We start from the raw sequence: 23656 nt of genomic DNA on the forward strand, positions 1-23656 counted from the left end.
GCGAGAGCAGGCACGGGAGAGTCTTCTCAGCGGCGGTGAACGCGTATCGAAAGGTCGGCAGCGCGACCGAGACGACGACTGAACTCGTTCTTGTCGTGCCGTTCCTCGAACGCTCCTCGTACTAGGGGTTTCCGACTCGGTACTACATCGAATCAGTTACTCGAGTCCGTTCGAATGGGGCAATAGAATCCGAGCCCCGCTTACGGACCGACCGGCCGACCGACGATGCCGACGGAGAGGTGGTGTGTCGAATGGTGGATTCGTCTGCGACGGCCGACCGGCCGGCTAACCGCCGGGGCTCGAGCCGACCCGGTTACTCGAAGCCGACGAACGTCGCCGGCGGCACCGAACAGCCACAGGGCTGGAGGGTACTCGAGTCGGGGCCGGTAACGACCGACACCGTCACCGGCTCGCCACAGCGGGGACAGTCCGGCAGCGACCAGTCGTCGTCCGACTCCCGGTCGCTCAACCGATCCCTACCCATCGCGATCACCGCGTGCGGCGCGCAGCGTCGAGACTCGTCGCGTCGGGCGATTTGTGCGTCGTGCGGGACGTTTATATCCCGGAAGTAGTAATGTAATCATGGCAACCGAATCCCTGTGGGGGATTTGGAAGCCAGTCTCGGGTGCCTATACACCCGGGGCATTTCGATGCGCCCCCTGTTTCGGAGTCTGACTTCCAGTTAGTACGTTTAGCTGTTCGGACTTATATCTACTGTTGGCTCGGTGGAAGGGAGGTCGCTCGAGCGATCCCGCGCGGCGCGTTCCGGCGGGTCTCGAGCGTCGCCGGTTCCGGACGGCGGGTGGCGGCCTCGAGGCGGCCCGTCGCGATCGACCGGCCAGCCACAATCTATATCCGCGTCGTCGCGAGAGAGGGGGCATGAGCATTCGGGACGGGCCCCGCTCTGGGGGCGTCTCGATGGACGAGATCCGCGTCCTCTGCGTGGACGACGAACCGCAGTGGGCCGTGAAGATCGCCGAGTTGCTGGACCGACGCGACGTCGCCATCGACACGCTCAGTGCCACCAGCGCCAGCGAGGCCCTCGAGTACCTTGCCGACCGCGAGATCGACTGTATCGTCTCCGAGTACGATCTGCCCGACGCCGACGGACTGGCGCTGCTCGAGGACGCCCGTTCGGAAGTCGACTCGATCCCCTTTCTGCTGGTTACGGACTCGGGCTCGGAAGCGATCGCGAGCGAGGCGATCTCGGCCGGCGTCACCGACTACGTGCGGAAGGCCGACGACCCGGAGCGGGACGCGGCCCTTGCCGATGCGGTCGTCGACGCCGTCGAGGCGGCCCAGCGCCGCCGGGAACGCGAGCGACACCTCCACGCCGTCGAAACCGCACAGGAGGGAGTCAGCATCCTCGACTCGAGCGGCCGATTCGTCTACGTAAACCGGGCCTATGCCGACCTCTATGGCTACGAGCCGGCGGAGCTGATCGGCGAACACTGGGAACTGATTTACCCGGACGACGAGGTCGCGACCGCCCACGAGGAGATCATCCCGACGGTGATGGCCGAGGGCGAGTGGTATGGCGAAACGACCGGGCTCCGGGCCGACGGAACCACCTTCGTCGAGGCCCACTCGCTGTCGACGACGGGCAACGGCGATCTCATCTGTACGGTTCGAGACATCACGGACCGCAAGGAACGCGAACGCGATCTCGAGCGCTACGAGACGATCATCGAGGCGCTTGGCGATCCGGTCTACACGGTCGGCGACGACGGGCGCTACACCTACGTCAACGACGCCTACGCCGAGATGACGGGATACGAGAAAGACGAGATCGTCGGCGAGCCGATCTCGTTCCTGCTCGACGACGAGTCCGTCGAGCGCGGGGAAGCGACCGTCGGCTCGCTGCTGTCCGCCGACACCGAGGGTCGCCAGTGTACCTACGAGATCACCGTCGAGACGAGCGACGGCGAGCGGATTCGGTGTGAGGACAACGTCTCGCTGTTGCCCCTCGCGGACGGCCAGTACCGCGGCGTCGCCGGCGTCGTCCGCGATATCACCGCCCGCACCGAACGCAAACGCGAACTCGAGGAGTACGAGACGATCGTCGAGACGATCCCCGACGAGGTCTACACGCTGGACGCCGCGGGCCGGGTCACGAAGATCGTCCCGCCGAGCAACGACGAGCTGACGACGACCGGCTACAGCCCCGCGGAGCTGGTCGGTGAACACGTCTCGCTGTTCATGGACGAGGCCGACATCGCTACCGGCGAAGCGGAGATCGCGGCCCTGCTGGCGGATCCGGACCGCGATCACGCCTCCTTCGAGATGGAGACGATCACCAGAGACGGGACGCGACGCCCCCACGAGAACCACATCGCAATCTTGCCGCCCGACGAGGACGGCCGCTTCCAGGGGACCGTCGGCGTCCTGCGGGATATCACGGACCGCAAGGAACGCGAGCGCGAACTGAAAGCCCAGAACGAGCGCCTCGAGCGGTTCGCCAGTATCGTTTCCCACGACCTTCGGAACCCCCTGAACGTCGCACAGGGCCGCCTCGCGGAGGCCCGCCGGACCTGCGACTGTGACGAGACCCACCTCGAGGAGGTCGCGTGGGCCCACGACCGGATGGGCGTGTTGATCGAGAACATCCTGACGATCGCGCGCGATCGGGATCCACAGCCCGACCCGGAGCCGATCGATCTCGCGGCGATCGTCGACGACTGCTGGGACCACGTCGACACCGGGACGGCCGCGTTGCGGGTCGACACCGACGCCGTCGTTCGGGCCGATCGGGCGCGGCTCAAGCAGTTGCTCGAGAACCTGCTTCGCAACGCCGTGGATCACAGCGACGTCGGCCCCGCAGGCCCCGACGGCGACGGGGGCCGCTCCGGCGTCACGATCACGGTCGGCGACCTCGCGGGCGGGGACGGCTTCTACGTCGCGGACGACGGCCCGGGAATCCCACCCGACGAACGCGAGCGGGTCTTCGAGAGCGGCTACTCGAGCGACGGGGACGGGACCGGCCTCGGGCTCGCGATCGTCGAGCGGATCGCGGCGGCCCACGGCTGGACGGCGACGGCGACCGAGAGCGCGGCCGGTGGCGCACGGTTCGAGCTGGCCGATGTCGACTCGGTCGGCCGGTGACGGCGACGAGGAGAAATCCTTTTGCGGGACCCCTACACACGTCGAGGTATGAGCAACGATTGGCCAGTCGATCCCGACGGCGAGGAGGGCAGCGAGGGGATGCGCAAGTTCGACATGCGGATCATCGCGGACAAGGTCGACGAGGAGGAGGACTTCCCGATGGTGCGCGACGAGTTCGTCGAGGAGTACGGCGACTATCCCGTCCGAATCAACCACGAGACGGTCGTCGCGCTCAGCGACATCTTCGAGTACGTCGAACCCGCGGAGTTCGAGACGATGGTCGACATGCACAAGGCCGTCGGCGCGGCGATGCGTGAGGGCGGTTTCTGGAAGTACCACCCACACGGCAAGGACCCGGAGAAGGTCCACGCCTGATCGGGCGCCCGCGCCATCACGAATCTGGATTACGTATCACTTATACGACGGCGTTCGAAAGGAACGTTCACAGTGACTAACACGCAGGTAACGCTCGTTCAGATCGACAACTACGGCCCCTGGACCGTGACCCCGGAGCCCCGCCGAGAAGCGGACCTCCAGACCATGCAATCCCGACTGTACGCCGACATCTCCCAGTTCGTCGGCAACCGTGACGGCTACACCTTCTTCACCCGGTTCGACAACATCATCGCCGTCACGAACGGCTGCTCGATGGAGGATCACGCGCTCCTCCAGGAGTCGATCGGGAACCGGTATCCCGTGACGCTCAGTCTCGGCGTCGCGACCGGCCGGAGTCCCGTTCAGGCGCTGTCGGAGGCCACCGAACGCCTGCAAGACGCCGGCAGCGCACAGGACGAGGACCGCCGGGAGTGTCTCGAGGGGCGGGCCATCGACGAGGAGTTCCGGGCCGACGAGGACGTCCAGATCGCCCACTTCGACGTGATCAACGCGACCGGCAACTACACGGACGAACTCAACGCCTTCGACACCTTCATCGAGATCGAGCAGGGTTATGCGGAACTCATGCGCCACATGCGCCACGCCCACGACAGCCTCTCGTTTTTCGTCGGCGGCGACAACGTCATCGTCGTCTGCCCCGACCTCGGCGAAGCCGACTACGAGGAGGCGGTCACACACGTCGAGGACGCCGTCGACGTCGAGATGCAGGTCGGCGTCGGCCGCGGCAAAAGCGCCCACGAGGCCGGCTACGACGCCAAACACGCCCTCGAGACCTGTCGAGCCGACGGGACGCGGGTCGAACTCGAGTGGGAGAACGCCTGAGTTCGGGAGTTAGAGAACTTCGCTCCCGATTTTCTTAAGTGTGGTGGAGGTAGCTTTTAGCCCGTCCGTGTGATCCGTACACGTATGGAATCGGAACTGTCCGTCAGGGACGTGCTGACGAGCGAGTACGTCGGCGTCAGCGAATCGGATACCGTCCTCGACGTGGTGCGGCTCATGCGCGAGGAACGGACCAGTTGTGCGCTGGTCGTCCGGGGCTCCGAGCCCGTCGGCATCGTGACCGAGTGGGACGTCCTGGAACTGATCGCCGGGGAAGGCGAGCCGTCCGCGACGACCGTCGACGAGGTGATGACGACGCCGGTCATCACGGTCGACCCCGATCGATCGCTGACCGACGTCGCCACCACGATGGCCCGCCAGAACATCCGTAACGTCGTCGTCGACGGCCCGGACGGGATCGTCGGGCTCGTCACCCAGCGCGACGTCATCGCGGCCGCCAGTTCCTTCCAGGCGACGATGACGCCCGCCCGCTCGAGCGAGCCGCCGATCGATCGCGACCGCGGCGTCGCCGATCCCGCGACCGCGCCCCCCGCCGGGGAGGGCGAGGCCGCCGTCCTCCCCAACGGCGGCGACGAGTACACCACCCAGGGCGTCTGCGAGGCCTGTGGCTCGCTCGCGGACGCGCTGTGGGACGCCAACGGCCAGCTGGTCTGTTCGGACTGCCGGACGGTGTAGGCCGCTCTCGACTCCCGCATCTTCGTGCGGTATGTCCTCAATCACCGTGGCCATCTCTCCGATAGAAAGACCTTTCGGGTGCCGCAGTGGACTGACCGGTAATGATCGCGACCCTCGACGACCTGGACGTCGAAGGGACTACCGTCGGTGTTCGCGTCGACGTCAATAGTCCGATCGACGACGATGACACGCTCGCGGACGATGCCCGCCTGCGCGCCCACGTCGATACCCTCGCGGAACTGCTCGAGCGGGACGGTCGGGTCGCCGTCCTCGCCCATCAGGGCCGACCCGGCGGCGACGAGTTCGTCTCCCTCGAGTCACACGCCGAACGGCTCTCGGAACTGCTCGGACAGCCCGTCGACTACGTGGACGCCACCTTCACCGCCGCCGCCCGCGAGGCCGTCCGGGACCTCGAGGACGGCGACTGCGTCGTCCTCGAGAACACCCGCTTCTACAGCGAGGAGTACATGGAGTTCGAGCCGGAGCGGGCCGCCCGGACCCATCTGGTCGCGGGCCTCGAGCCAGTCCTAGACGCCTACGTCAACGACGCCTTCGCGGCGGCACATCGCTCCCAGCCCTCGCTGGTCGGGCTCCCGACGGTCCTGCCGAGCTACGCCGGCCGGGTCATGGAGTCCGAACTCGACGTGCTGGGCTCGATCGAGGAGACCGGCGAACCCCGCGTCTACGTCCTCGGCGGGGCGAAAGTCTCCGACTCCATCGACGTCGCCTGGTCGGTTCTCGAGAAGGGACTGGCCGATCACGTCCTCACAGCCGGCGTCGTCGGCAACGTCTTTCTCATCGCCGACGGTGTCGACCTGGGCGATGCCAGCTCCGATTTCATCTACGACCAGGGCTACTGGGACGAGATCGACCGCGCCGCGGACCTGCTCGACGCCCACGGCGACCGGATCGCGCTGCCCCGCGACGTCGCCGTCGACCGGGACGGCGGCCGCCACGAACTCGGCGTCAACGCCCTTCCGCCAGGCGACGGCGAATCCGCCATGGACATCGGCGGGTCGACTCTGGAGTACTACCGGCGCGTCCTCGAGGACGCCGAAACCGTCATCCTCAACGGCCCCGCCGGCGTCTTCGAGGATGACCGCTTCGAGACCGGGACGCGACAGCTCTACGACGCCGCGACCGACATCCCGACGAGCATCGTCGGCGGCGGCGACACCGCCTCGGCGCTTCGCCAACTCGGCGTCGAGGGCTTTTCACACGTCAGCACCGGCGGCGGCGCGGCTCTCCGGATGCTCACCGCCGAATCCCTGCCCGCCGTGACCGCACTCGAGAATGCCCCCGAGCAACCAGCCGCCGACGATTGAACTCGCCACGCGGGCCGACCTCGACGCCCTTGCGGACCTCTGGGTCGATCTCGCCCGCGACCAGCGCCGGTACCAGTCGGCCGTCCGCCCCGAGGCCAACCGCGAGGCCATGCGGGAGACGCTCGGGGCCTATCTGGTCAGCGACGGCCTGTTCGTCGCCCGCCTCGAGGGCGCGATCGTCGGCTTCGTCTCGGTGACGGTCGAACGCGGCACCCTCGAACTCGACACCACGCGCGGCCTGCTCTCGAACATCTACGTCCGGCCGGCCTACCGGGGGCAGGGGATCGGCACCGCCCTGCTCGAGGCCGCCGAAGCGTCGCTTGCCGACCGCGGCGTCGACGAACTGCTGCTCGAGGTGATGGCCGACAACGAGGCCGCCCGTCGGTTCTACCGCCGCCACGGCTATGATCCGTTCCGCGTGTCGATGACGCGCTCGCTCGCGGACCGCGACGAAAACGATACACACTCAAAGGAGGACGGCTAACCCACGGCCTGCGCCAGGGGAGCATGGGCGGTTCATGCACTCGACTTGTAATCGAGACTTCCGGGGTTCAAATCCCCGCCCTGGCTTACGACGGCACTCGAACTCGCGAGCGCCAGCGACGGACGACAGTCGAGCGCACGCTCCTCGTTGCTGTACGCGTTCGTGAACGCGGCTGACGCCGCTTTTGGCGGTTCAGACGGGACCCGATCACTCGATCGGCTCGAGCGGCACGTCGAACCCGCGAGGGCTACCAGAGTCCCAGATAGTTCCCGGTCGCTAGTACGAGAAACAACAGCAGACCCAACGCCGCCAAAACGATCGATTCGCGGGACCGAACCGCCGCCCGCAGTCCGGCCAGCCGATCCCATAGCGCGCTGCCCCGAGCCGTGGGGCCGGTTCGATCCTCGTTCGTCACGGGGTCCCCCTCGGGAGTCATACTCGTCCTTGGTCCGGGCAGGTGAAAAACTGACCGCACGTCACGCCGTGCGGACGAAGCCGAAACCGGAGCGTCACTGGTCGGGGCCTTTCGCGACGCGGGCCTCGCCGGAGACGGCGTCGACGTGGACGTGAACCGGTCCCGCGTCGGTCTCGAGCGGCACGATCCACGAGGCGCTGGTCCGGTGGGGCTGGTCGGCCAGCGCGAGACCGTCGTACCCTTCGTTCGCGGCGGTTTTGCGGGCGATTTCCTCGGCCTCCTCGGCGTCGTCGATACGGATGTCGTCGGTCAGTCGGACGGTCACCACGGGGGCGTCGGCCATGCGGACGATCCGTTCGGTGACGCTTCCGACCAGGACCCGGTCGAGCCCGGTCCGGCCCTGCGTCCCCATCACGATCATGTCAATGTCGTTCTCGTCGGCGTACTCGAGGATCGTCTCGTGGGGGACTCCCTGTTCGACGGCCGTCACAGCCGCGACGCCCTCGCGGTCGGCCTCGGCCGCGACGCACTCGACCGCGCGCTCGGCCGCGGGAATCGCCTCGTCGGTCTGTAGCGTTCCGAGCGGGCCCTCGGGGACGATCGATAGCGCGTGGACCGTCGCATCGAACCGGTCGGCGATCGCCAGCCCGTGGGTGATCGACCGGCGGGTACCGTCGCTCCCGTCCGTCGGAACGAGGATGTCCTGATACATTGATACCGCGAGGGTAGGGAACGCGGCCCTAAATACCCTCGAGTCGATGCTCACGGGCCGGTGACGGTCCCGCACGGGCCGCTGCCCGTCGTCTCGACACGACGAGTGCGTATCAGCGATCGGGAGTCCTCAGATCGATTATCGATGGTAAGCGATCCGGGCGCGCTCCCCGAACGATGTAAATCTTTTTTACGGTACGCGCGAACGTACCGCACGGACTATGACAAATCTTGTCACTAATCTCGCGGCCGCCGTCGAGGAACACGGCGATAACACCGCGATCGGCTATCAGGGGACGGAAACGAGCTACGAGGAGTTCTGGGGACAGACGGGTGCCTTCGCGACCGCGCTCGAGGAGCGAGGACTGGGCGCGGGCGACCGCGTCGCGCTCTATCTGCCGAACGTGCCGCCGTTCCTGATCGGGTTCCACGGGACGCTGCGAGCCGGCGGGGTCGTCGTCCCGATGAACCCGCAGTACAAGTCCCGCGAGATCGGCCACCTGCTCGGCGACAGCGAGGCCAAGGTCGTCGTCGCGCTCGCCGACCTCGTTCCCTTCGTCAAGGAGGTCCAAGACGAGACGAGCGTCGAACACGTCGTCAGCATCGGCGGCGAGGCCGAGGGCGCGGTCACGCTCGAGGAGTTCCTCGAGCCGGGCGATCCCGACGTCGCGGACCGGGCCGACGACGACGTGGCGGTCCAGCCGTACACCTCCGGGACGACGGGCCAGCCGAAGGGGGTCCAGCTCACACACAACAACCTCGCGTCGAACGCGAACGCGGCCGCGAAGCTCATTCCCGACGGGATCCGCGCCGACGACAAAGGACTCGGCGTCCTCCCGTTGTTCCACATCTACGGGATGACCGTCACCATGAACGCGACGCTGTTCAACGGCGGTGCCTTCTACCCGATGCCCGAGTGGGACGCACAGGACGCCGTCTCGCTGATCGAGGACGAGCAGTTGACGATTATGCACGGCGTGCCCGCGATGTACAACGACGTCATCAACCAGCCAAACGCCGAGGAGTTCGACATGTCGTCGCTGCGGCTCTGTGGCGTCGGTGGCTCGGGCATCCCGGTCGAGGTCCTGCGCCAGTTCGAGGAACTCTACGAGCCGAAGATCTACGAGGGGTACGGCCTGACCGAAACCAGTCCGATCACCCACTTCAACAGCCCGATCGACGGCCGACGCGTCGGCAGCATCGGGAAGACCGTCCCCGGCGTCGACTCGAAGGTCGTCGACGAGGACTTCGAGGAGATCCCGCCGGTCGAAGAGGGACCGATCGACGAGGAGGAAGCCGACCTGCGCGAGATCACCGGCGAGATCGTCGTCGCCGGGCCGAACGTCATGAAAGGCTACTACGGCCTGCCGGAAGCCAACGAGGAGGCGTTTACCGAGGAGGGCGGCCGAACGTGGTTCCACACCGGCGACATCGGCTACCACGACGAGGACGACTTCTTCTACGTCGTCGACCGCGAGAAGCACATGATCGTCACGGGCGGGTACAACGTCTACCCGCGCGAAGTCGAGGAACTCCTCTTCGAACACGAGGACGTCGCCGACGCCGCCGTCGCCGGCATCCCCGACGAGCGCCGCGGCGAGACCGTGAAAGCGTTCGTCGTCCGCACGCCCGACGGCGACGTGACCGAGGAGGAGATCAAGCAGTACTGTCTGACTAACCTCGCGGAGTACAAACACCCCCGCGAGGTCGAGTTCGTCGACGAACTCCCCCGAACGACCACCGGGAAGGTCCAGAAGTTCAAACTTCGCGAGCAGGAGGGTGACGACTGATGGCGCTCGGTGATGCAGTCCTCCTCGATCTCAAGGCGGACGGAGCCGCGACGATCACGCTCAACCAGCCCGACCGCCGAAACGCACTCTCCGAGGAGATCAGCACCGGGATCTCCGAGGCCCTCGACGAGATCGAGGGCAGCGACGCCCGCGTCGTCGTCTTGCAGGGCTCCGGCGGGTCGTTCTCCGCCGGCGGCGACATCGAGCGGATGACCGAGGCCATCGAGGACGACGTCCCCGCGGACGATCGGGTACGCCGCCTCGAGCGGTCGACGAACGAACTGATCGGGCGATTGGTCGAGTTCCCGATCCCGACGGTGGCGCTGATCGACGGGGCCGCCGTCGGTGCCGGCGCGAACCTCGCGATCGCGTGTGACATCCAACTGGCCAGCGAGGACGCCGCCTTCGGTTTCGTCTTCCGACAGGTCGGCCTGAGCGTCGACGCCGGAACCTCCTATCTGCTGCCCCGGATCGTCGGCGAGAACGTCGCCAAGGAACTCGTTCTGACCGGCGACATCTTCGGCCCCGAGCGCGCGGCGGATCTCGGACTGGTCAACCACGTCTACGACGCCGACGAGTTCGACGACCGGGCCGACGAGTTCATCGCGAAAATCGTCTCCGGGCCGCCGATCGCTCTGCGCCACGCCAACCGGCTAGTCGGTGAAGGGCTGAACAAATCGCTCGAGCAGGCCCTGACCGACGAGGCCGTCGCACAGGGAATCGTCTTCGAAACCGAGGATCACGCGGAGGGCGTCTCCGCCTTCCTCGAGGACCGCGAGCCCGAGTTCGACGGACAGTAGGGAGGCGGCTTCGGGGTTTAGTTCTCTCCAGTCACTCGCCTCGGGCGGACCCGCCCAGCGGAACCAGCCTCGAGACCCGCGCGTTCTCCTTGAGACGGAGGCCGCCGCCGGCCACCGTCAGCGGGATCAGGGGCAGGTGATCCCGAACCTGCATCGACGGATGCGAGCCACCCCGGGCGAGCAGTTCGTTGCGGGGCTGGAGCTGTACCGGCTCCGTGAGGTCGGTCAGGAACTCGTTGTGCTGGATGACGTACTGGCCCCCATCGAGGTGCCACCAGCCGTACTCGTCGTCGGGGGCCTCGAGTTCCGTGGGCACGGGCTCGAGGTCGGCGTCTGCGAGTTCGTCGCCGCCGAAGTCGAGCCGGCCCGGTGCGGCTACCTCGTAGACGGCACTCACCGTCAGCTCGATCCCGTTCTCATCGACCTGTACCGGTTCGTAGACGAGGTTGTCGACGGCGTCTGCGAGGGGATAGTCGGCGGACATGTTGGGTGAGCTGACGGTGCCGAGTCTCAAAAGGGTACTGTCAGCGTCGCTCGAGTCGCGGGGCTGCCCGAACCCACTAAACCAGCCCACACAAATTACTATATTAAAATATGCGAATAGAACTCCATCAATCAATCAATAGTTATTTGAAAAGTGGTTTTTAACACACACGTCGATGAACCCTCCACTCGACCGCCGCGATTGCTGTTATATCGCGATGGTACTCGTCGTTTCGAGTATCGTCGGTCTGTCGTCGGAACGGTCACCGTACCCGCTCCGTACAGACCTCATGTACGCCGTTGAGGGCAACGCCGTCGCGGTACTCCAACCTGACCCGACCCTTCTCCTGACCGCGCTGTTCGTCATCGTCTATCTTCTCGTGTACCCTGCGCTGCTTCTCGCCACGTATATTAGTTTGAAACACCGCCACGGCCGCACCCGGGCACTCGATTACGTCACCACGTACACGACTGTCCTCGTCGTATCCATGCCGTTCTTCTACTTCATGCCCGTCGGCGTCACGGGCTACTACCTGGACGGCGTCGAACCGGTACTGTACGAATCGACTGGTCCGATTCAGACCTTTATGACAAACGTCGACACCCTCGAAAAGGCGTTCCCGAGCCTGCACGCCGGCCTCGCCGGAACCGCGGCCCTCTACGCACCGAGGGGCTACGAACGGCTCAGTTGGGCGGCCACCGGTGCCATCCTCGCCGCCACGGTATACCTCGGTATCCACTGGCTCACCGACCTCGTCGTCGGCCTCGCTCTGGCGTACGGCTGCTACCTCGCCACGCCGACGATCCGGGCCGTCCTCAAACGCGTCGAGCCGCAGCCGGAACCGGTTACCGTCACCGACGACTGACCGCGTCGCGTGTCGCCTTCTCGGAGTGACCGTCAGTGGTTACTATAGTGTCCGGCGGTCGTATCCACGCGTATGACCGACGTCCTCTCCGACGAGATCGCGCGATTCGTCCGCGCGGTCGGTCCCGACCCCGACGAAACGCTGCTCGAGATGGACGAGTACGCCGACGCCGAGGGATTTCCCCACGTCGGCCCTGAAGTCGGCGCGTTCCTCCGACTGCTGGCCCGACTGACCGACGCCGAGCGGGTCTTCGAGTTCGGCTCGGGCTATGGCTACTCGGCCTACTGGTTCGCCGCGGCCCTGCCAGCGGACGGCGAGATCGTCCTGACCGAGGTCGACGAGGCGGAACTCGACCTCGCCCGCGAGTACATGGCCGCGGGCGGCTACGACGGGATCGCGACGTACGAACTCGGCGACGCGATGGAGACGATCGACCGCTACGACGGTCCGTTCGACGTCGTCCTGATCGACCATCAAAAGGAGCGCTACGCGGACGCGTTCGCGGCCGTCCGCGATGAGATTCCGGTCGGCGGCGTCATCGTCGCCGACAACGCCATCACCGCGAGCGTCGTCGACTTCGACGACCTGCTGGCGTGGGCCGAAGGCGACGCCGTCGAGACCAACGATCACACCCGAGGGATCATCGACTTCCTCGAGACAGTCCGGGCGGACCCGGCGTTCGAGACGGTCGTCGTCCCGCTGGGCGAGGGAATCACGGTGAGTTACCGCGTCGAGTAGCTACGAGCGGCGGCGATCGGTACGCGGTCCGTCAGGGGCTACTGTAATCGGAGGTCTCGCCCTCGAGGACTGCGTCGTCGGCCGGGGCCGGCGAGCCGTACTCCCGGAGGCCGAGAAAGAGCGTAGTGCCCGTGGCGGCCAGCAGCGTCGCCCACGTGACCGCGGTCACGGCGATGACGGTCGCGGCGGCGGGTCCCGGTGCGACAGTGCCGAGGGTCTCGAGGCCGGCGGCGTGACCGACGGCGGTCGTCAGAAACGCGAGCCAGAGGGCAAGCGCCGTCCGCGCGAGCGCCCGCCGGCTGACCGAGCCGGCGTGGCGGGCGAGGGCGTAGACGCCGATGACGGCCACGGTCGTCGCCGTGAGGGTCAGCCCGAGCCCGTCGACAGTGGCGTTTGCGACGCCGGCGACGGCGAAACAGGCCAGCGCGGCGGCGAGGCGAAAGCGGTCCGTCCCGCGTGGTGTCGAAGTCACGTCAGGCACTGCTTTGCCGGGTTGAATGGGCGATCGAATATATAGCTGTTGACTGGGGACGGGATCGAGGCACGATCCTCGACTCGCCGCCCGCGCGACGGGCTCACTCGGCCGAGCCGTCGGCGGCCGGCAGGGTAACGGTAAAGGTTGCGCCCTCGCCCGGCTCGGAGTCGACGGTGATCTGGCCGCCGTGGCGCTCGATGATCCGGTGACAGAGTGCGAGCCCGATCCCCGTGCCGGGGTGGTCCTCGTGGCTGTGGAGCCGCTGGAACACCCGGAAGATCCGGTCTTGATGCTCAGGATCGATCCCGATCCCCTCGTCGCGGACCGAGATCGCCCACCGGTCGCCGGTTCGTTCGGCGCTGACGTGAATTTCCGGTGGCTCGTCGCCGCTGTACTCGAGGGCGTTCGTGAGGAGGTTCTGGAACACCTGTCGGAGCTGACCGGCGTCGCCCCGGACCACGGGCAGGGGCTCGACCGTGACCGTGGCGTCTTCCTCCTCGATCCTGAACTGGAGGTCTTCGAGGACGTCTGCGACGACGTCCGCGAGGGAAAGCGGCTCGAGGGGGTCCCCGCGGGTCTCGATACGGGAGTACTCGAGCAGGCCGTTGATCATCTCCGAGAGCCGCTCGGCCCCGTCGACGGCGTAGTCGATGAACTCCTGGCCGTCCGCATCGAGGTCGTCGGCGTAGCGGCCCTCGAGCAAGCGGAGGTAGCTCGAGATCATCCGCAGGGGCTCTTGCAGGTCGTGGGAGGCGGCGTAGGCGAACTGCTCTAAGCGTTCGTTCGACTCCTCGAGTTTGCGCTGGTACTCCGTGCGTTCGGTGACGTCCTGAATGACGAGCATCCCCGAGGTGACCGTCCCACCGGTCCGGACGGGAAGGGTAGTTGCGCGGAGTTCCCGGCCGCAGTAGCCGATTTCGAAGGACCGCTGCTCGCCCTCGAGCGCGGCGCGGAAGTGGGGTTCGACCTCCGGGAGCAGGTCGTCGGCGTAGCGCTCGTGGATCGTCTGGCCGACCACGACCTCCTGATCGATACCGACCTCACCGAGGAGACTACCGCCCGCGGCCGTATATCGCAGGTCCTCGTCGAACAGCGCGACGACGCCGTTCGGAAAGTTCTCGGCGAGGGTCCGGTAGCGCTGTTCGCTCTCCTCGAGTCGGCGCTGTCGGGCCTTCCGTTCGGTGACGTCCCTGACGACGCCGATCCGCTCGCGCCCGCGGTCGGCCGACGTGACCGACGTGACCGCCGCCTCTATCGAACGCCGCTCGCCGGATTTCGTCCGAAGATCCGCTTCGACGGTCGGCTCACCGGACTCGTCGGCGGCGATCTCCCGTGCGAGGGCCATCACGTGTTCGTCGACGACCATCGAGGCGTGGCTCCCGAGCAGTTCCTCGCGGTCGTAGCCCGTCAATTCGACGTACGCGTCGTTGACCATCGTGAACCGGCCCTCGGCGTCGAGGACGTAGATCCCGTCCTCGACCGTTTCGATGATCCGTTCGTACTGCTCGAGCTGTCGTTCCCGTCGTTTTCGCTCCGAAACGTCTCTGAAGTACACCGACAACCCGGTCTCGGAGGGGTAGGCCTGAATCTCCATCCAGACCTCGAGCGACTCGGAGTAACGCTCCCACGAGACCGGCTCCTGGGTTGCCATCGCCTCCCGGTAGCGGTCGGCGAGATCCGAGCGCGTCCCGCTGGGGAACACCTCCCAGATGTTCCGTCCGAGCAGTTCGTCCCGTGAACGGCCCAGTAGCTCCGCGGCGCGGTCGTTGACGTGAGTGAAACACCACTCGTCGTCGAGCGCGTAGAAGGCGTCCGAGACGCGCCCGAGGATCTCGCTCAGTTCGGACTCGAGTTCGTGTTTGCGGCGTTGGAGACGGCGCTTCTGCTCTTTCAGTGCCGTGATATCTTCGCCGGCGGAGACGACCCGTTCGACGTCGCCGTCGGGGCCGAACACGGGAACGGCAGTGATGGAGAACCACGTCCGCTCGCCCGAGTCCGCCTCGATCGCCAACTCCACGTCACGGACCGGCTCGCCGGTGTCCCTGACGCGTGCCGACGGGCCGTGATCGGGGCCGATCGGCTCGCCGTCGGCGTCGACGACGGTCCGTTCGGCGAGCAGTTCGGTCTCACCGAGCGGCTCGTGATCCGCGAGGCCGAGCGCCGTCTGTGCGTGTCGGTTCGCCAGCACCGTCTCTCCCTCGGCGTCCTCGACCGAGACCGCCACCGGCATCGTCCGGAGCAGCGTCTCGGTCTGGACCCGTTCGCGCTCGAGGTGCTGTTCGTGGCTGATCCGGTCGAACGTCGCTTCCAGACTCGAGGCGACGATCTTCGCCAGCGAGAGATCGGCCGCGTCGAAGGCCGCTCGCTCTTCAGCACCGATGATGACGATCCCGTGGTCGCCGATCGGGAGACAGATCTCGCTGTGGATCGGCGTCTCGGGGTTGTAGACGGCCTCGTCGGCAGTGACGTCGTCGTAGATCAGCGGCTCGCCGGTCTCGAAGACCTGCCAGGCGATCCCCTCGCCCGCCTCGAACGTCGGCGGCTCGCCGAAGAGGGATTCGGCCGCGTCCGTCCAGGCGACCGGCTCGAGCGTCTCGTCGGCCGGCTCGTGGAGGAAGACGCCGTTGACCTCGAGCGCGAGGATGTCGGCGAGATGGCGACACGCCTGCTCGGCGACCGCCCGCCGCGTGCCGGTGGCGAGCCACTCGCGAACGGCCTCGTTGAGCCGCCGCAGCTGATAGGCCCGCCGGTGTCGGTCGGTCACGTCGTAGTAGAGTTCGAGCCGGCCGCCGGCGTACGGCCCTGACCGGATGGGCTTGCTCCGATGTTCGAGCCAGCGTTCCTCGCGGCCATCGTCCGACGTGACACGACACTCGAACCGTTCGGCGTCGCTGTTGTCGTCGTAGGTCGCGCCGATGATGTCGGCGAACCCGGCCGGTTCGGCGATCCGGTCGCTGATCACGTCGTCGATCACCGTCATCTTGTCCCGGCCGACGACGGTCGCCGCGTCGAGCCCGAAGTATCGCTCCGTCGCGTCGTTGATCCAGACGATATCGAACTCGTCATCGAGGACGAAGACGCCGACATCGGCCTCCTCGAGGACGGCCGTAATCGGTTCGAACGTCGAGGGCGGTCCCGCGGTGGCCGACGGCGCTTCGGACGCGGCGTCGAGTTCACCGACGAGCGCGATCGATCCCCGACTGCCGTCGGCGGCCGGAACCGTCCCGAGGCGAACCGAACAGGCCACAGTGGTCCCGTCGGCCGTCCGAACGGGGAACTCGAACGGGGCATCGTCGGCCGCGAGCGCGTCGGCACCCTCGAGCAGCCACGAGACGTGTTCGCCCCGGAGCGCCTCGCGCGTGTACCCGGTCAGCTCGAGCAGGTCGTCGTCGACGGCGACGATCCGGTCGTCGGCGTCCAGTTGGATCACGCCGTCGTCGACCGTCTCGACGAGCGTTCGGTACCACTGGCGGGCCGCCCGGCTGTCGCCCTCGTCCCACGGTGGCGAGCCCGCTGGTTCCACCCGTTCAGTCATTGAGAGAGCAACGCCACTCCGACGGATAAGTGCAGCGCCGATGGCTATCACGGCGGGGTCCGCATGCGGGTGCGGCCGTCGAACCGAAACACGGCGACCGGGCCGTTCCCGTCAGTCGTCGCCGGTGAGAACGCGCTCCTCGGGGCTCGGCCGACCCGGATGGATCCCGTACGTGGCGAACCCGTAGAGGACCGTCATCGCGACTGCACAGATGACCGTTGCACCCGCGAGCGACTCGACGGCGAGGCCGACGACGGGCCCACGAAACGCCTCGCCGACAGCCGCCGCCGACTCGCCGTCGGGAGCCGCCGACAGCCCGTAGGGGAGAAACGTCGCGAACGCGACGAGCCACCACCGCTTTGTGGCCCGTCGGAGCCCCACCGTTCCGGCATCTCGGGCGGCGTTCGTGAGCGCGGCGACGCCGAGCGCGATCAGGAGCAGCGCCGGCAGCGTTCGAAGCGGGGAGTCAAAGCCGGTATTAACCGCGACGCCGACGGCGACGATCGCGACCGCGGCGACGCGTACCGAACGGGGCAGCCGATGGCCTGTCTCGGGCATCCTGTCGCCCGGTAGCAACGGGTTGTACAAAACTCTCCCGACCCGTCCGTGTCGTCGCGCGGGCGACGCGATCGCCGCGCCCTCGCGGCCACAACAAAGGACGTATTACCACCGCCGGTAACTCGAGGGTGAGAACGAATGCAGGACCGCGATCGAGTCTCCCTGACGGCACTCCGACGGTCGGTGGCGGCCGCTCGCGGCCGCGCGATCCGCGCCGCATCGCGGCTGCCCGGTGCCGGAACCGCCGGACGGCTGGGGCGGCTCTGGCAGCGACACGTCAGGGGCCGGCCCGACCAGTATCAGGCGTCGATCACCTTTCCGACCGGGCCCGACCGACCGGACATCGGCGAGATTCAGGACTGGATCGAGGCCCTCGAGTACGCCTTCGAGGGGCGGCTCGATGTCTACGCCCGCCGGGGGCGCATCGCGGTCGAGACCGATCCTGTGTCGGCCGAGCTGTTCGACCTCGAGGCGTTCGACGCGATCTGCGAGCGGATCGCCGACGGCTACGGCGGCTCGCACTCGCTCGCGCACGTACGGAAGTGGCGACGGAACGAGGGCCAACTCGTGCGGGCCCACGTGATCGTTCCGGTCAAACCGCTGTTTCCCCGTGATGAGGGCGCGAACGCGGAACCCGCGGCGACCGCGCCGGCGGTCGGGGCCGACTGAGGACCGGGCGCAGCTTCGACCGGCCGCCTACGGTCGTCGCCCGCCCGATCAGTCGTCGTCGCTCGGCCCGGGGCCGGGCTCGCGGTCGGTACTCGGACTGCTGCCCGCGCGATCGCGGTCGCCGCTCCGCGACCGATCGCCGGTCGTATCGCCCTCGTTCGGCGTGACCTGACTCGTCCGATTCATCCAGCTATCGATGTTCTCGGCGACGTAATCCTTGCCGCCCCAGCCGAAGGCGACGCCCGCACCGATGGCGATCGCCGCGCCCAGCCCCCACGCGAGCGCTCGAGCGAACACGTAGAGGATGCCGACGTCGATCCCCATCGTATCGAGGCCGATGACGATCGCGGTGAAGTAGAGGAACATCCGCGCGCCGGTCGCGAACCAGGTCGTGTAGGCCGTCTCGGTCGCGGCCCGGGTCCGCTCGATGGCGTCGCCGATGAAGTCCGCGACGACGAACCCGAAGGTGATCACCAGCAGGCCGGCGACGAATGCCGGCAGGTACGAGACCGCCGTCGAGATCCACTCCGACAGCATTGCGATCGCGAGCGCGTTCGCAGCCGCGAGGATCGCGAGGCCGTAGACGAACCACTTCGCGAGCGTTCCGAAGGCGTGTGAAACCGCCCGTTCGGTGCCGCCGAGGATGCGTCCAAGCGGCGTCTCGAGGACCATCCGGTCGAGTTCGACGCCGTCGGCGAGCCGTCGGACGACGCCGGCCGCGACGCGCCCGAGGACCCAGCCGATCGCGAGGATGATCAGCGCGCCGATCAGCCGCGGGAGGAACGTGACCAACTCCGCGATCGGGTCCTGCAGCCAGTCGGGGACCTGTGATTGAGCGGGGTACGGTGGAATCATGGACAGCGGGAGTTGGTGTCCCCCCGCCTTCGTAATTGAGTGCGTACGGATTAGTAGCGAAATCAACTGGTTTCGGCGGTCGTCACCGTGGCGATTGAAGTGTCCGTTACGGCGAATTGCGCGCTGGCCGTACCGTGCCGGATCGGTGGGATTTCCGAGCGGACCGGCGGTCGCGTCGGCCTCGATCGAGCGGGCGACCCGCGAGCCAGCGGGCGATAAATGGCTATTGGGGCCGATCGAACGAACGGCCGGAGACGTACCGTTACGCGGGCGACAGGAACGGGCGACCGCCACTGGCCGAACATGTCCAGTTTCACTCATGGGCCGCCCCGGTGACGCGCCGCCATCGGCCGGTGACGTCGGCCTCGAGGGCGGTGTCGCGGCCGGTCCGCCGAGGGTCGACGGGGCGACCGCCCGACGGGAGCGCCAGTGAACGGCGTCGGGCCCCGCGTTCGGTAATCCAGTTTTACCGAGATCGGGGCTGCAGCGGGCCGCGTTCGCCGGAACGGCGGCGTCACGCCTTGCGTCCGACGGTGCCACAGCACGGTCACGTACTGCCGTTATACCCATGCTTAGGAGGATCCGCACACGAGAGGCAGTATGTACCTCGCCGACCACGCGTGGCCCGACCTCGAGTCGTACTTCGAGGAGGAATCGCTCGCGCTCGTCCCGCTGGGATCGACCGAACAGCACGGCCCGCATCTGCCGGAGGCGACCGACCACCTGATCGGGGAGGCGTTCGCCCGCGAGGTCGCCGACCGGACGGGCTATCTCTGTACGCCGACGATCAACGTCGGCGTCAGCGGCCACCACCGGCAGTTCCACGGGACGATGTGGGTCGAACCGCCGGCGTTTCGCGAGTACATGGAATCGCTGACCCGGAACCTCACGACCCACGGGATCGACCGGGTGATCTACGTCAACGCCCACGGCGGCAACGTCCAACACCTGCGGGAGGTCGGGAGCCGGCTCCGACAGGAGGGCGTCGCCTACGCCATCGAGTGGATGTGGGACGAGTCGATTCCGGAGCTTGTCGACGATCTCTTCGCGCAGAACGGCCCCCACGGCGGCCCGAAGGAGACCTCGATGATCCAGTACCTCGAGCCGGAGCTGGTCCACGACGACCGCCTCGAAGAAGCCAGAGACACCGGCGTCCCGAGCGTCGAGGACGCCGAAACGGTCAAACACGGCTCACGGACGTTCTTCGACGCGGCCGACAACACCGACAACGGCGTGTTGGGTGATCAGACGGACGCTTCTGCGGAGAAGGGCGAGCAGTTGTTCGAGGCCGCGAGCGACCAACTCGTCCAGCTGAGTGAGTGGCTCGCCGCACAGGACTTCGAAGACTTACTCCCGAACGACCACGTCTGATCCACCGACTGCGGTCGTCCGACCCTATCCCGGCCACGGCAATGATAATCCTTAATAGCAACTTCTGCCGAGTTATTATATGGCAGTCGTCAGCGTCTCGATGCCCGACGAACTCTTAGAGCGACTCGACCAGTTCGCCGACGAACACGGCTACACCGGCCGGAGCGAAGTCGTCAGGGAAGCCTCCCGCAACCTGCTCGGGGAGTTCGAGGACACCCGACTCGAGGACCGGGACCTGATGGGGATCGTCACCGTCCTCTTCGACTACGAGACCACCAGCGTCGAGGAGCGGATGATGCATCTGCGCCACGAACACGAACACCTCGTGGCCTCGAACTTCCACAGCCACGTCGGCGATCACTACTGTATGGAACTGTTCGTCCTCGAGGGCGAACTCGAGGACATCTCGGCGTTCGTCGGGAAGATCCGCGCGACCAAGGACGCGCTGACGGTCGATTACTCGGTCATTCCGGTCGACAGTTTCGATCCGCTCGCACAGGGATAGCGGCGAGTCTGCCGACCGGCCCGAACTCGTTCGGCAGTCAGTATCGTTTTACTGTCGTCTCCCGAATGGATCCGTATGACATACCGGAAGGTCAACTACGAGGAGGTCGAGGAAGTTTCGAGCGCGATGCACTTTCTGAGCGATCCGCTCGAGACCGAGCAGGTCGGGGTCACGGTCGCGCGGTGCGATCCCGGCTGGAACAGCAAACCCCACGACCACACCGACAACGGCCACGAAGAGGTCTACGTCCTCATCGAGGGGGCGGCGACGGTCGTCGTCGACGACGACCCCGTGGAGATGGAGACCGGCGACGCGTTGTGGCTCCCGCCCGAATCGACCCGTCAGATCCGCAACGGGGACCGCGAGAGCGCGTTCGTCCTCGTGAGCGCGCCCAGCATCGCCGACGAGGACGGCGACGAGGAGTGGTCGCTCTCGGGCTTTGCGGGCTAGCCGTGTGGTCGGCGGTCCGAAGCGAAACCGGCGGGGATCGGCAACCGCGACTCTCGCACGAGAACCGGCGGGACGGTTTAGTGGGCTGACGTGGTCGCCGTCCGTAGGTGACTCCCGATTTACTCGAAACAGCACGCGGCGATCTCGTTCGTCGTCGCCGGGGTACTGGCCGTCCTCCTGCCACCGGTCACCCTGCTTGGAACGCCGATCCCGACCCCGGCGGTCGTCGCCTACGGCACTGCCGCTGGCGTCTGTATCGACTTCGATCACTTCCTCATCGCCCGGCTCAAGACCGGCCGCTGGGACGCGCTCCGGTTCTGTCTCACCCATCCGCGCGCGACGATCACGGACCAGTCCGAGATCTTCGACCCCGGCGACGTCGGCGTCCTCTCGCGGCTGTTGAGCCACGTCGTCATCACCGGCGTCGTGGTTCCGGCGCTCGCGCTGGCGAGCGTCTCGCTCGCGGTCGTGACCGGCGGCGTCCTCTATGCCCACCTGCTGGCCGATCTCGTCTGGGATCGCCACCTGCTCGAGTCCCACGCCGATGCGGCTGACTCGATCGACGAACTGGTACGGACCATCGGGTAGCCGCCGATCACGGACGAGCCCCGACCGCGTGAGACTCGAGCGGACAGCGTTCTCGGGTTGCAATATTCGCCCGCGGCTATTTCCTTTGTGCGATCGTGTGACAGGACATGGAACTGCTCGACGACGACATCGTCCCCGAACACGCTCACGAGATCAAGGCCGAAGCCCGCGAGTTCGCCCGCGAACACATCGAGCCCAACGCCCAGGAGTACTTCCAGTCCGGCGAGTACCCCGAGGAGATCCTCGAGGCGGGTCGCGAGGCGAACCTCGTAGCACAGGACATCCCCGAGGAGTGGGGCGGGCGGGGGCTGGATCTGGCCCAGTTGCTCGCGATGACCGAGGAGTTCTATCGGGCCGACGCGGGGATCGCACTGACGCTGCAGTTGGCGAGTTTCGGCTGCGAGATCACCTACGAACACGGCACCGACGAGCAGTGCGAGGAGTACATCCGCCCGGTCGCGGAGGGCGAGCAACGCTCCGGACTCGCCGTCTCGGAGCCCGAGACCGGCAGCGACCTCGCGGGGATGCAGACCACGGCGGAGAAAGACGGCGACGAGTACGTCATCAACGGCGAGAAGTACTGGATCGGCAACGGCGTCGAGGCCGACTGGATCACCCTCTATGCCCGCACCGGGGACGACGAGGACAACCGCTACGGTAACCACTCGATGTTCATCGTCCCGACCGACACCGACGGCTACGAGGCCGAACACATCCCCGAGAAGATGGCGATGCGGGCCTCGAAGCAGGCCCACATCGAGTTCGACGACTGTCGAGTCCCCGCCGAGAACGTGATCGGCTCGGAGGGGGACGGCTTCATGCTGCTGGCGGACTTCTTCAATCACGGCCGCGTGGCCGTCGCCGGACACGGGCTGGGCATCGCCGCGGCCGCGATCGAGGAAGCGTGGGAGTTCACCCACGACCGCGAGGAGTTCGGCAAGACGATCAGCGACTTCCAGAGTGTCCAGCACGGGCTCGCGGACATGCTGCTCGAGTTCGAAAGCGCACGGACCCTCGTCTGGCGCGCCCGCAAGAAGGTCGCCGCAGAGGACAACGCGGGCTACTGGGCAGCGATGGCGAAGACGAAAGCGACTGAAACGGCCGTCGACGTCGCGGAACAGGGGATGCAGTTCCACGGCGGCCGATCGGTCCTCGACGAGCGGCGGATCGCGCGCGTCTACCGCGACGCCCGGATCCCCGTCATCTACGAAGGGGCAAACGAGATCCAGCGCAATCTGATCTACGGGCAGGCGGAGTAGCAGTAGCGAACGCGATTTCGTTGTTCGGTCCCAACTCGGAACTGCTGGTCCGCGACGTGGTTCGAACGCACTGATAAAGTGAAGCGGTCGCTACCGGCCACACAGGTGGACAGTCACCACGGGCGAGAGCGGAGGGAGTCGCTTCGAACTCGAGACTTAGTTCTCGGACTGGAGGTCCTGGAACGCACCCACGAAATCGTCGTGCGAGGACATCCCCGCGACCGTCTCGTCGACCCGCTCCTCGAGGCGGTCGACGCGCTCACAGAGGTCCTGATACTCCTCGTTGTCCGCGAGTTCGCGGTCGGCCTTCTCGGACTCCAGCAGCGCCTTCTTCGAGACGAGCGCGTAGTACTCCTAGATGTCGGATTCGTAGTCCGAGCGGTCGGCGACATCTTCGACCATGTCGACGAGTTCGTCCTTCGAGACCGGCTTGACGAGGTAGTCATCGAACCCCATTTCGATGATGTCGAAGTCCGGATCGACGGCCGTTACCATGACGACCCGGGAGTCGTAGCCGGCCTCGCGGATCTGCTCGAGGACCTCGTCACCGGAGAGCCCCGGCATCCGTCGGTCCAGCAGGACGACCTCGACGGAGTCGGCCATTTTCGAGAGCGCTTCCTCTCCGTCGTACGCCGTTTCGACGGTCCAGTCGGCCTGGAGCCACGCGGCGAACAGATCCGCGAGCCGTGCCTCGTCGTCGACGACGAGGACCGATGGCCCGTCACTCATGGGGAACCTCCGTTCTCTTCATCGTTACAGCCACGGG

General features: G+C 66.8%; 25 protein-coding genes, 1 tRNA gene and 1 pseudogene. 17 read left to right on the forward strand and 10 right to left on the reverse strand.

What is annotated here, in order from left to right; genetic code table 11:
* Positions 1 to 313: 313 nt before the first annotated feature.
* Positions 314 to 484 (reverse strand): hypothetical protein, encoded by a 171-nt coding sequence (locus tag NATPE_RS21465; RefSeq protein WP_015299087.1) that lies wholly within the window; start codon positions 482 to 484, stop codon positions 314 to 316.
* Positions 485 to 711: 227 nt separating this feature from the next.
* Positions 712 to 846, reverse strand: coding sequence for a hypothetical protein (locus NATPE_RS23295; protein ID WP_275040170.1), 135 nt, complete (start codon positions 844 to 846; stop codon positions 712 to 714).
* Positions 847 to 879: 33 nt separating this feature from the next.
* Here NATPE_RS23295 and NATPE_RS12240 point away from each other — a divergent pair, with 33 nt between their 5' ends.
* The 7 genes from NATPE_RS12240 (at position 880) to NATPE_RS12270 (ending at position 6908) form a co-directional block, all read left to right on the forward strand.
* The gene (locus NATPE_RS12240) at positions 880 to 3102 is read left to right on the forward strand and encodes a PAS domain S-box protein (RefSeq protein ID WP_015299088.1); all 2223 of its coding nucleotides are present in this window, start codon (positions 880 to 882) and stop codon (positions 3100 to 3102) included.
* 48 nt (positions 3103 to 3150) lie between these two features.
* A complete protein-coding gene (locus NATPE_RS12245; protein ID WP_006181792.1) occupies positions 3151 to 3477 on the forward strand; it encodes a DUF5785 family protein in 327 nt (108 codons plus the stop codon).
* A 72-nt stretch (positions 3478 to 3549) separates the two neighbouring features.
* Complete coding sequence (locus tag NATPE_RS12250) at positions 3550 to 4320, forward strand: GTP cyclohydrolase III (RefSeq protein WP_006181793.1); 771 nt, start codon at positions 3550 to 3552, stop codon at positions 4318 to 4320.
* A gap of 84 nt (positions 4321 to 4404) precedes the next feature.
* On the forward strand, positions 4405 to 5013 hold the full coding sequence (locus NATPE_RS12255; protein WP_006181794.1) for a CBS domain-containing protein: 609 nt from the start codon (positions 4405 to 4407) through the stop codon (positions 5011 to 5013).
* A gap of 101 nt (positions 5014 to 5114) precedes the next feature.
* Positions 5115 to 6338 carry a phosphoglycerate kinase gene (locus NATPE_RS12260; protein WP_006181795.1) on the forward strand — a complete coding sequence of 408 codons (1224 nt, stop codon included), beginning with the start codon at positions 5115 to 5117 and terminating at the stop codon, positions 6336 to 6338.
* Positions 6307 to 6822 (forward strand): GNAT family N-acetyltransferase, encoded by a 516-nt coding sequence (locus NATPE_RS12265; RefSeq protein ID WP_006181796.1) that lies wholly within the window; start codon positions 6307 to 6309, stop codon positions 6820 to 6822. The genes NATPE_RS12260 and NATPE_RS12265 overlap by 32 nt, the downstream gene beginning before the upstream one ends.
* Positions 6823 to 6834: 12 nt before the next feature.
* A tRNA-Thr gene (locus NATPE_RS12270) sits at positions 6835 to 6908 on the forward strand.
* 161 nt (positions 6909 to 7069) lie between these two features.
* Here the strand turns inward: NATPE_RS12270 and NATPE_RS12275 are convergent.
* The gene (locus NATPE_RS12275; protein ID WP_006181797.1) at positions 7070 to 7258 is read right to left on the reverse strand and encodes a hypothetical protein; all 189 of its coding nucleotides are present in this window, start codon (positions 7256 to 7258) and stop codon (positions 7070 to 7072) included.
* A 73-nt stretch (positions 7259 to 7331) separates the two neighbouring features.
* Positions 7332 to 7949: a universal stress protein gene (locus NATPE_RS12280; protein ID WP_006181798.1), complete on the reverse strand. Its 618-nt coding sequence runs from the start codon at positions 7947 to 7949 to the stop codon at positions 7332 to 7334.
* Between the two features lie 220 nt (positions 7950 to 8169).
* Here NATPE_RS12280 and NATPE_RS12285 point away from each other — a divergent pair, with 220 nt between their 5' ends.
* Positions 8170 to 9738 carry a long-chain-fatty-acid--CoA ligase gene (locus tag NATPE_RS12285; protein ID WP_015299089.1) on the forward strand — a complete coding sequence of 523 codons (1569 nt, stop codon included), beginning with the start codon at positions 8170 to 8172 and terminating at the stop codon, positions 9736 to 9738.
* Positions 9738 to 10538, forward strand: a complete 801-nt coding sequence (locus NATPE_RS12290) for an enoyl-CoA hydratase-related protein (protein WP_006181800.1) — start codon at positions 9738 to 9740, stop codon at positions 10536 to 10538. The genes NATPE_RS12285 and NATPE_RS12290 overlap by 1 nt, the downstream gene beginning before the upstream one ends.
* A 31-nt stretch (positions 10539 to 10569) precedes the next feature.
* Here the strand turns inward: NATPE_RS12290 and NATPE_RS12295 are convergent, their stop codons facing one another.
* A complete protein-coding gene (locus NATPE_RS12295; protein ID WP_006181801.1) occupies positions 10570 to 11022 on the reverse strand; it encodes a dCTP deaminase/dUTPase family protein in 453 nt (150 codons plus the stop codon).
* 175 nt (positions 11023 to 11197) lie between these two features.
* Between NATPE_RS12295 and NATPE_RS12300 the strand changes: the two genes are divergently transcribed.
* Positions 11198 to 11887 carry a phosphatase PAP2 family protein gene (locus NATPE_RS12300; RefSeq protein WP_015299090.1) on the forward strand — a complete coding sequence of 230 codons (690 nt, stop codon included), beginning with the start codon at positions 11198 to 11200 and terminating at the stop codon, positions 11885 to 11887.
* 72 nt (positions 11888 to 11959) lie between these two features.
* Positions 11960 to 12625, forward strand: a complete 666-nt coding sequence (locus NATPE_RS12305; RefSeq protein ID WP_006181803.1) for an O-methyltransferase — start codon at positions 11960 to 11962, stop codon at positions 12623 to 12625.
* A 31-nt stretch (positions 12626 to 12656) separates the two neighbouring features.
* Here the strand turns inward: NATPE_RS12305 and NATPE_RS12310 are convergent, their stop codons facing one another.
* The 3 genes from NATPE_RS12310 to NATPE_RS12320 all read right to left on the reverse strand — a co-directional run bounded on the left by NATPE_RS12310 (position 12657) and on the right by NATPE_RS12320 (position 17193).
* Positions 12657 to 13106, reverse strand: coding sequence for a hypothetical protein (locus NATPE_RS12310; RefSeq protein ID WP_015299091.1), 450 nt, complete (start codon positions 13104 to 13106; stop codon positions 12657 to 12659).
* A 94-nt stretch (positions 13107 to 13200) separates the two neighbouring features.
* Positions 13201 to 16635: a PAS domain S-box protein gene (locus NATPE_RS12315; protein WP_006181805.1), complete on the reverse strand. Its 3435-nt coding sequence runs from the start codon at positions 16633 to 16635 to the stop codon at positions 13201 to 13203.
* A 111-nt stretch (positions 16636 to 16746) separates the two neighbouring features.
* Positions 16747 to 17193, reverse strand: coding sequence for a hypothetical protein (locus NATPE_RS12320; RefSeq protein ID WP_006181806.1), 447 nt, complete (start codon positions 17191 to 17193; stop codon positions 16747 to 16749).
* Between the two features lie 138 nt (positions 17194 to 17331).
* Between NATPE_RS12320 and NATPE_RS12325 the strand changes: the two genes are divergently transcribed.
* On the forward strand, positions 17332 to 17862 hold the full coding sequence (locus tag NATPE_RS12325; RefSeq protein ID WP_006181807.1) for a hypothetical protein: 531 nt from the start codon (positions 17332 to 17334) through the stop codon (positions 17860 to 17862).
* A 48-nt stretch (positions 17863 to 17910) separates the two neighbouring features.
* Here NATPE_RS12325 and NATPE_RS12330 read toward each other — a convergent pair whose 3' ends face one another.
* Positions 17911 to 18717, reverse strand: coding sequence for a mechanosensitive ion channel family protein (locus tag NATPE_RS12330; RefSeq protein ID WP_006181808.1), 807 nt, complete (start codon positions 18715 to 18717; stop codon positions 17911 to 17913).
* 600 nt (positions 18718 to 19317) lie between these two features.
* Here NATPE_RS12330 and NATPE_RS12335 point away from each other — a divergent pair.
* From NATPE_RS12335 to NATPE_RS12355, 5 genes are all read left to right on the forward strand, one after another.
* Positions 19318 to 20088, forward strand: a complete 771-nt coding sequence (locus NATPE_RS12335) for a creatininase family protein (RefSeq protein ID WP_006181809.1) — start codon at positions 19318 to 19320, stop codon at positions 20086 to 20088.
* A gap of 79 nt (positions 20089 to 20167) precedes the next feature.
* Positions 20168 to 20593, forward strand: coding sequence for a CopG family ribbon-helix-helix protein (locus NATPE_RS12340; protein ID WP_006181810.1), 426 nt, complete (start codon positions 20168 to 20170; stop codon positions 20591 to 20593).
* Between the two features lie 75 nt (positions 20594 to 20668).
* Positions 20669 to 21043: a cupin domain-containing protein gene (locus tag NATPE_RS12345; RefSeq protein ID WP_006181811.1), complete on the forward strand. Its 375-nt coding sequence runs from the start codon at positions 20669 to 20671 to the stop codon at positions 21041 to 21043.
* Between the two features lie 117 nt (positions 21044 to 21160).
* Positions 21161 to 21631, forward strand: coding sequence for a hypothetical protein (locus NATPE_RS12350; RefSeq protein ID WP_081597643.1), 471 nt, complete (start codon positions 21161 to 21163; stop codon positions 21629 to 21631).
* A gap of 107 nt (positions 21632 to 21738) precedes the next feature.
* Positions 21739 to 22890, forward strand: coding sequence for an acyl-CoA dehydrogenase family protein (locus tag NATPE_RS12355; protein WP_006181813.1), 1152 nt, complete (start codon positions 21739 to 21741; stop codon positions 22888 to 22890).
* A gap of 156 nt (positions 22891 to 23046) precedes the next feature.
* On the opposite strand, the pseudogene NATPE_RS12360 reads toward NATPE_RS12355, so the two are convergent.
* Positions 23047 to 23619: pseudogene (locus NATPE_RS12360) on the reverse strand (HalX domain-containing protein).
* Positions 23620 to 23656 lie beyond the last annotated feature (37 nt).

The sequence above is a fragment of the Natrinema pellirubrum DSM 15624 genome (assembly GCF_000230735.2).
Lineage (GTDB): Archaea > Halobacteriota > Halobacteria > Halobacteriales > Natrialbaceae > Natrinema > Natrinema pellirubrum.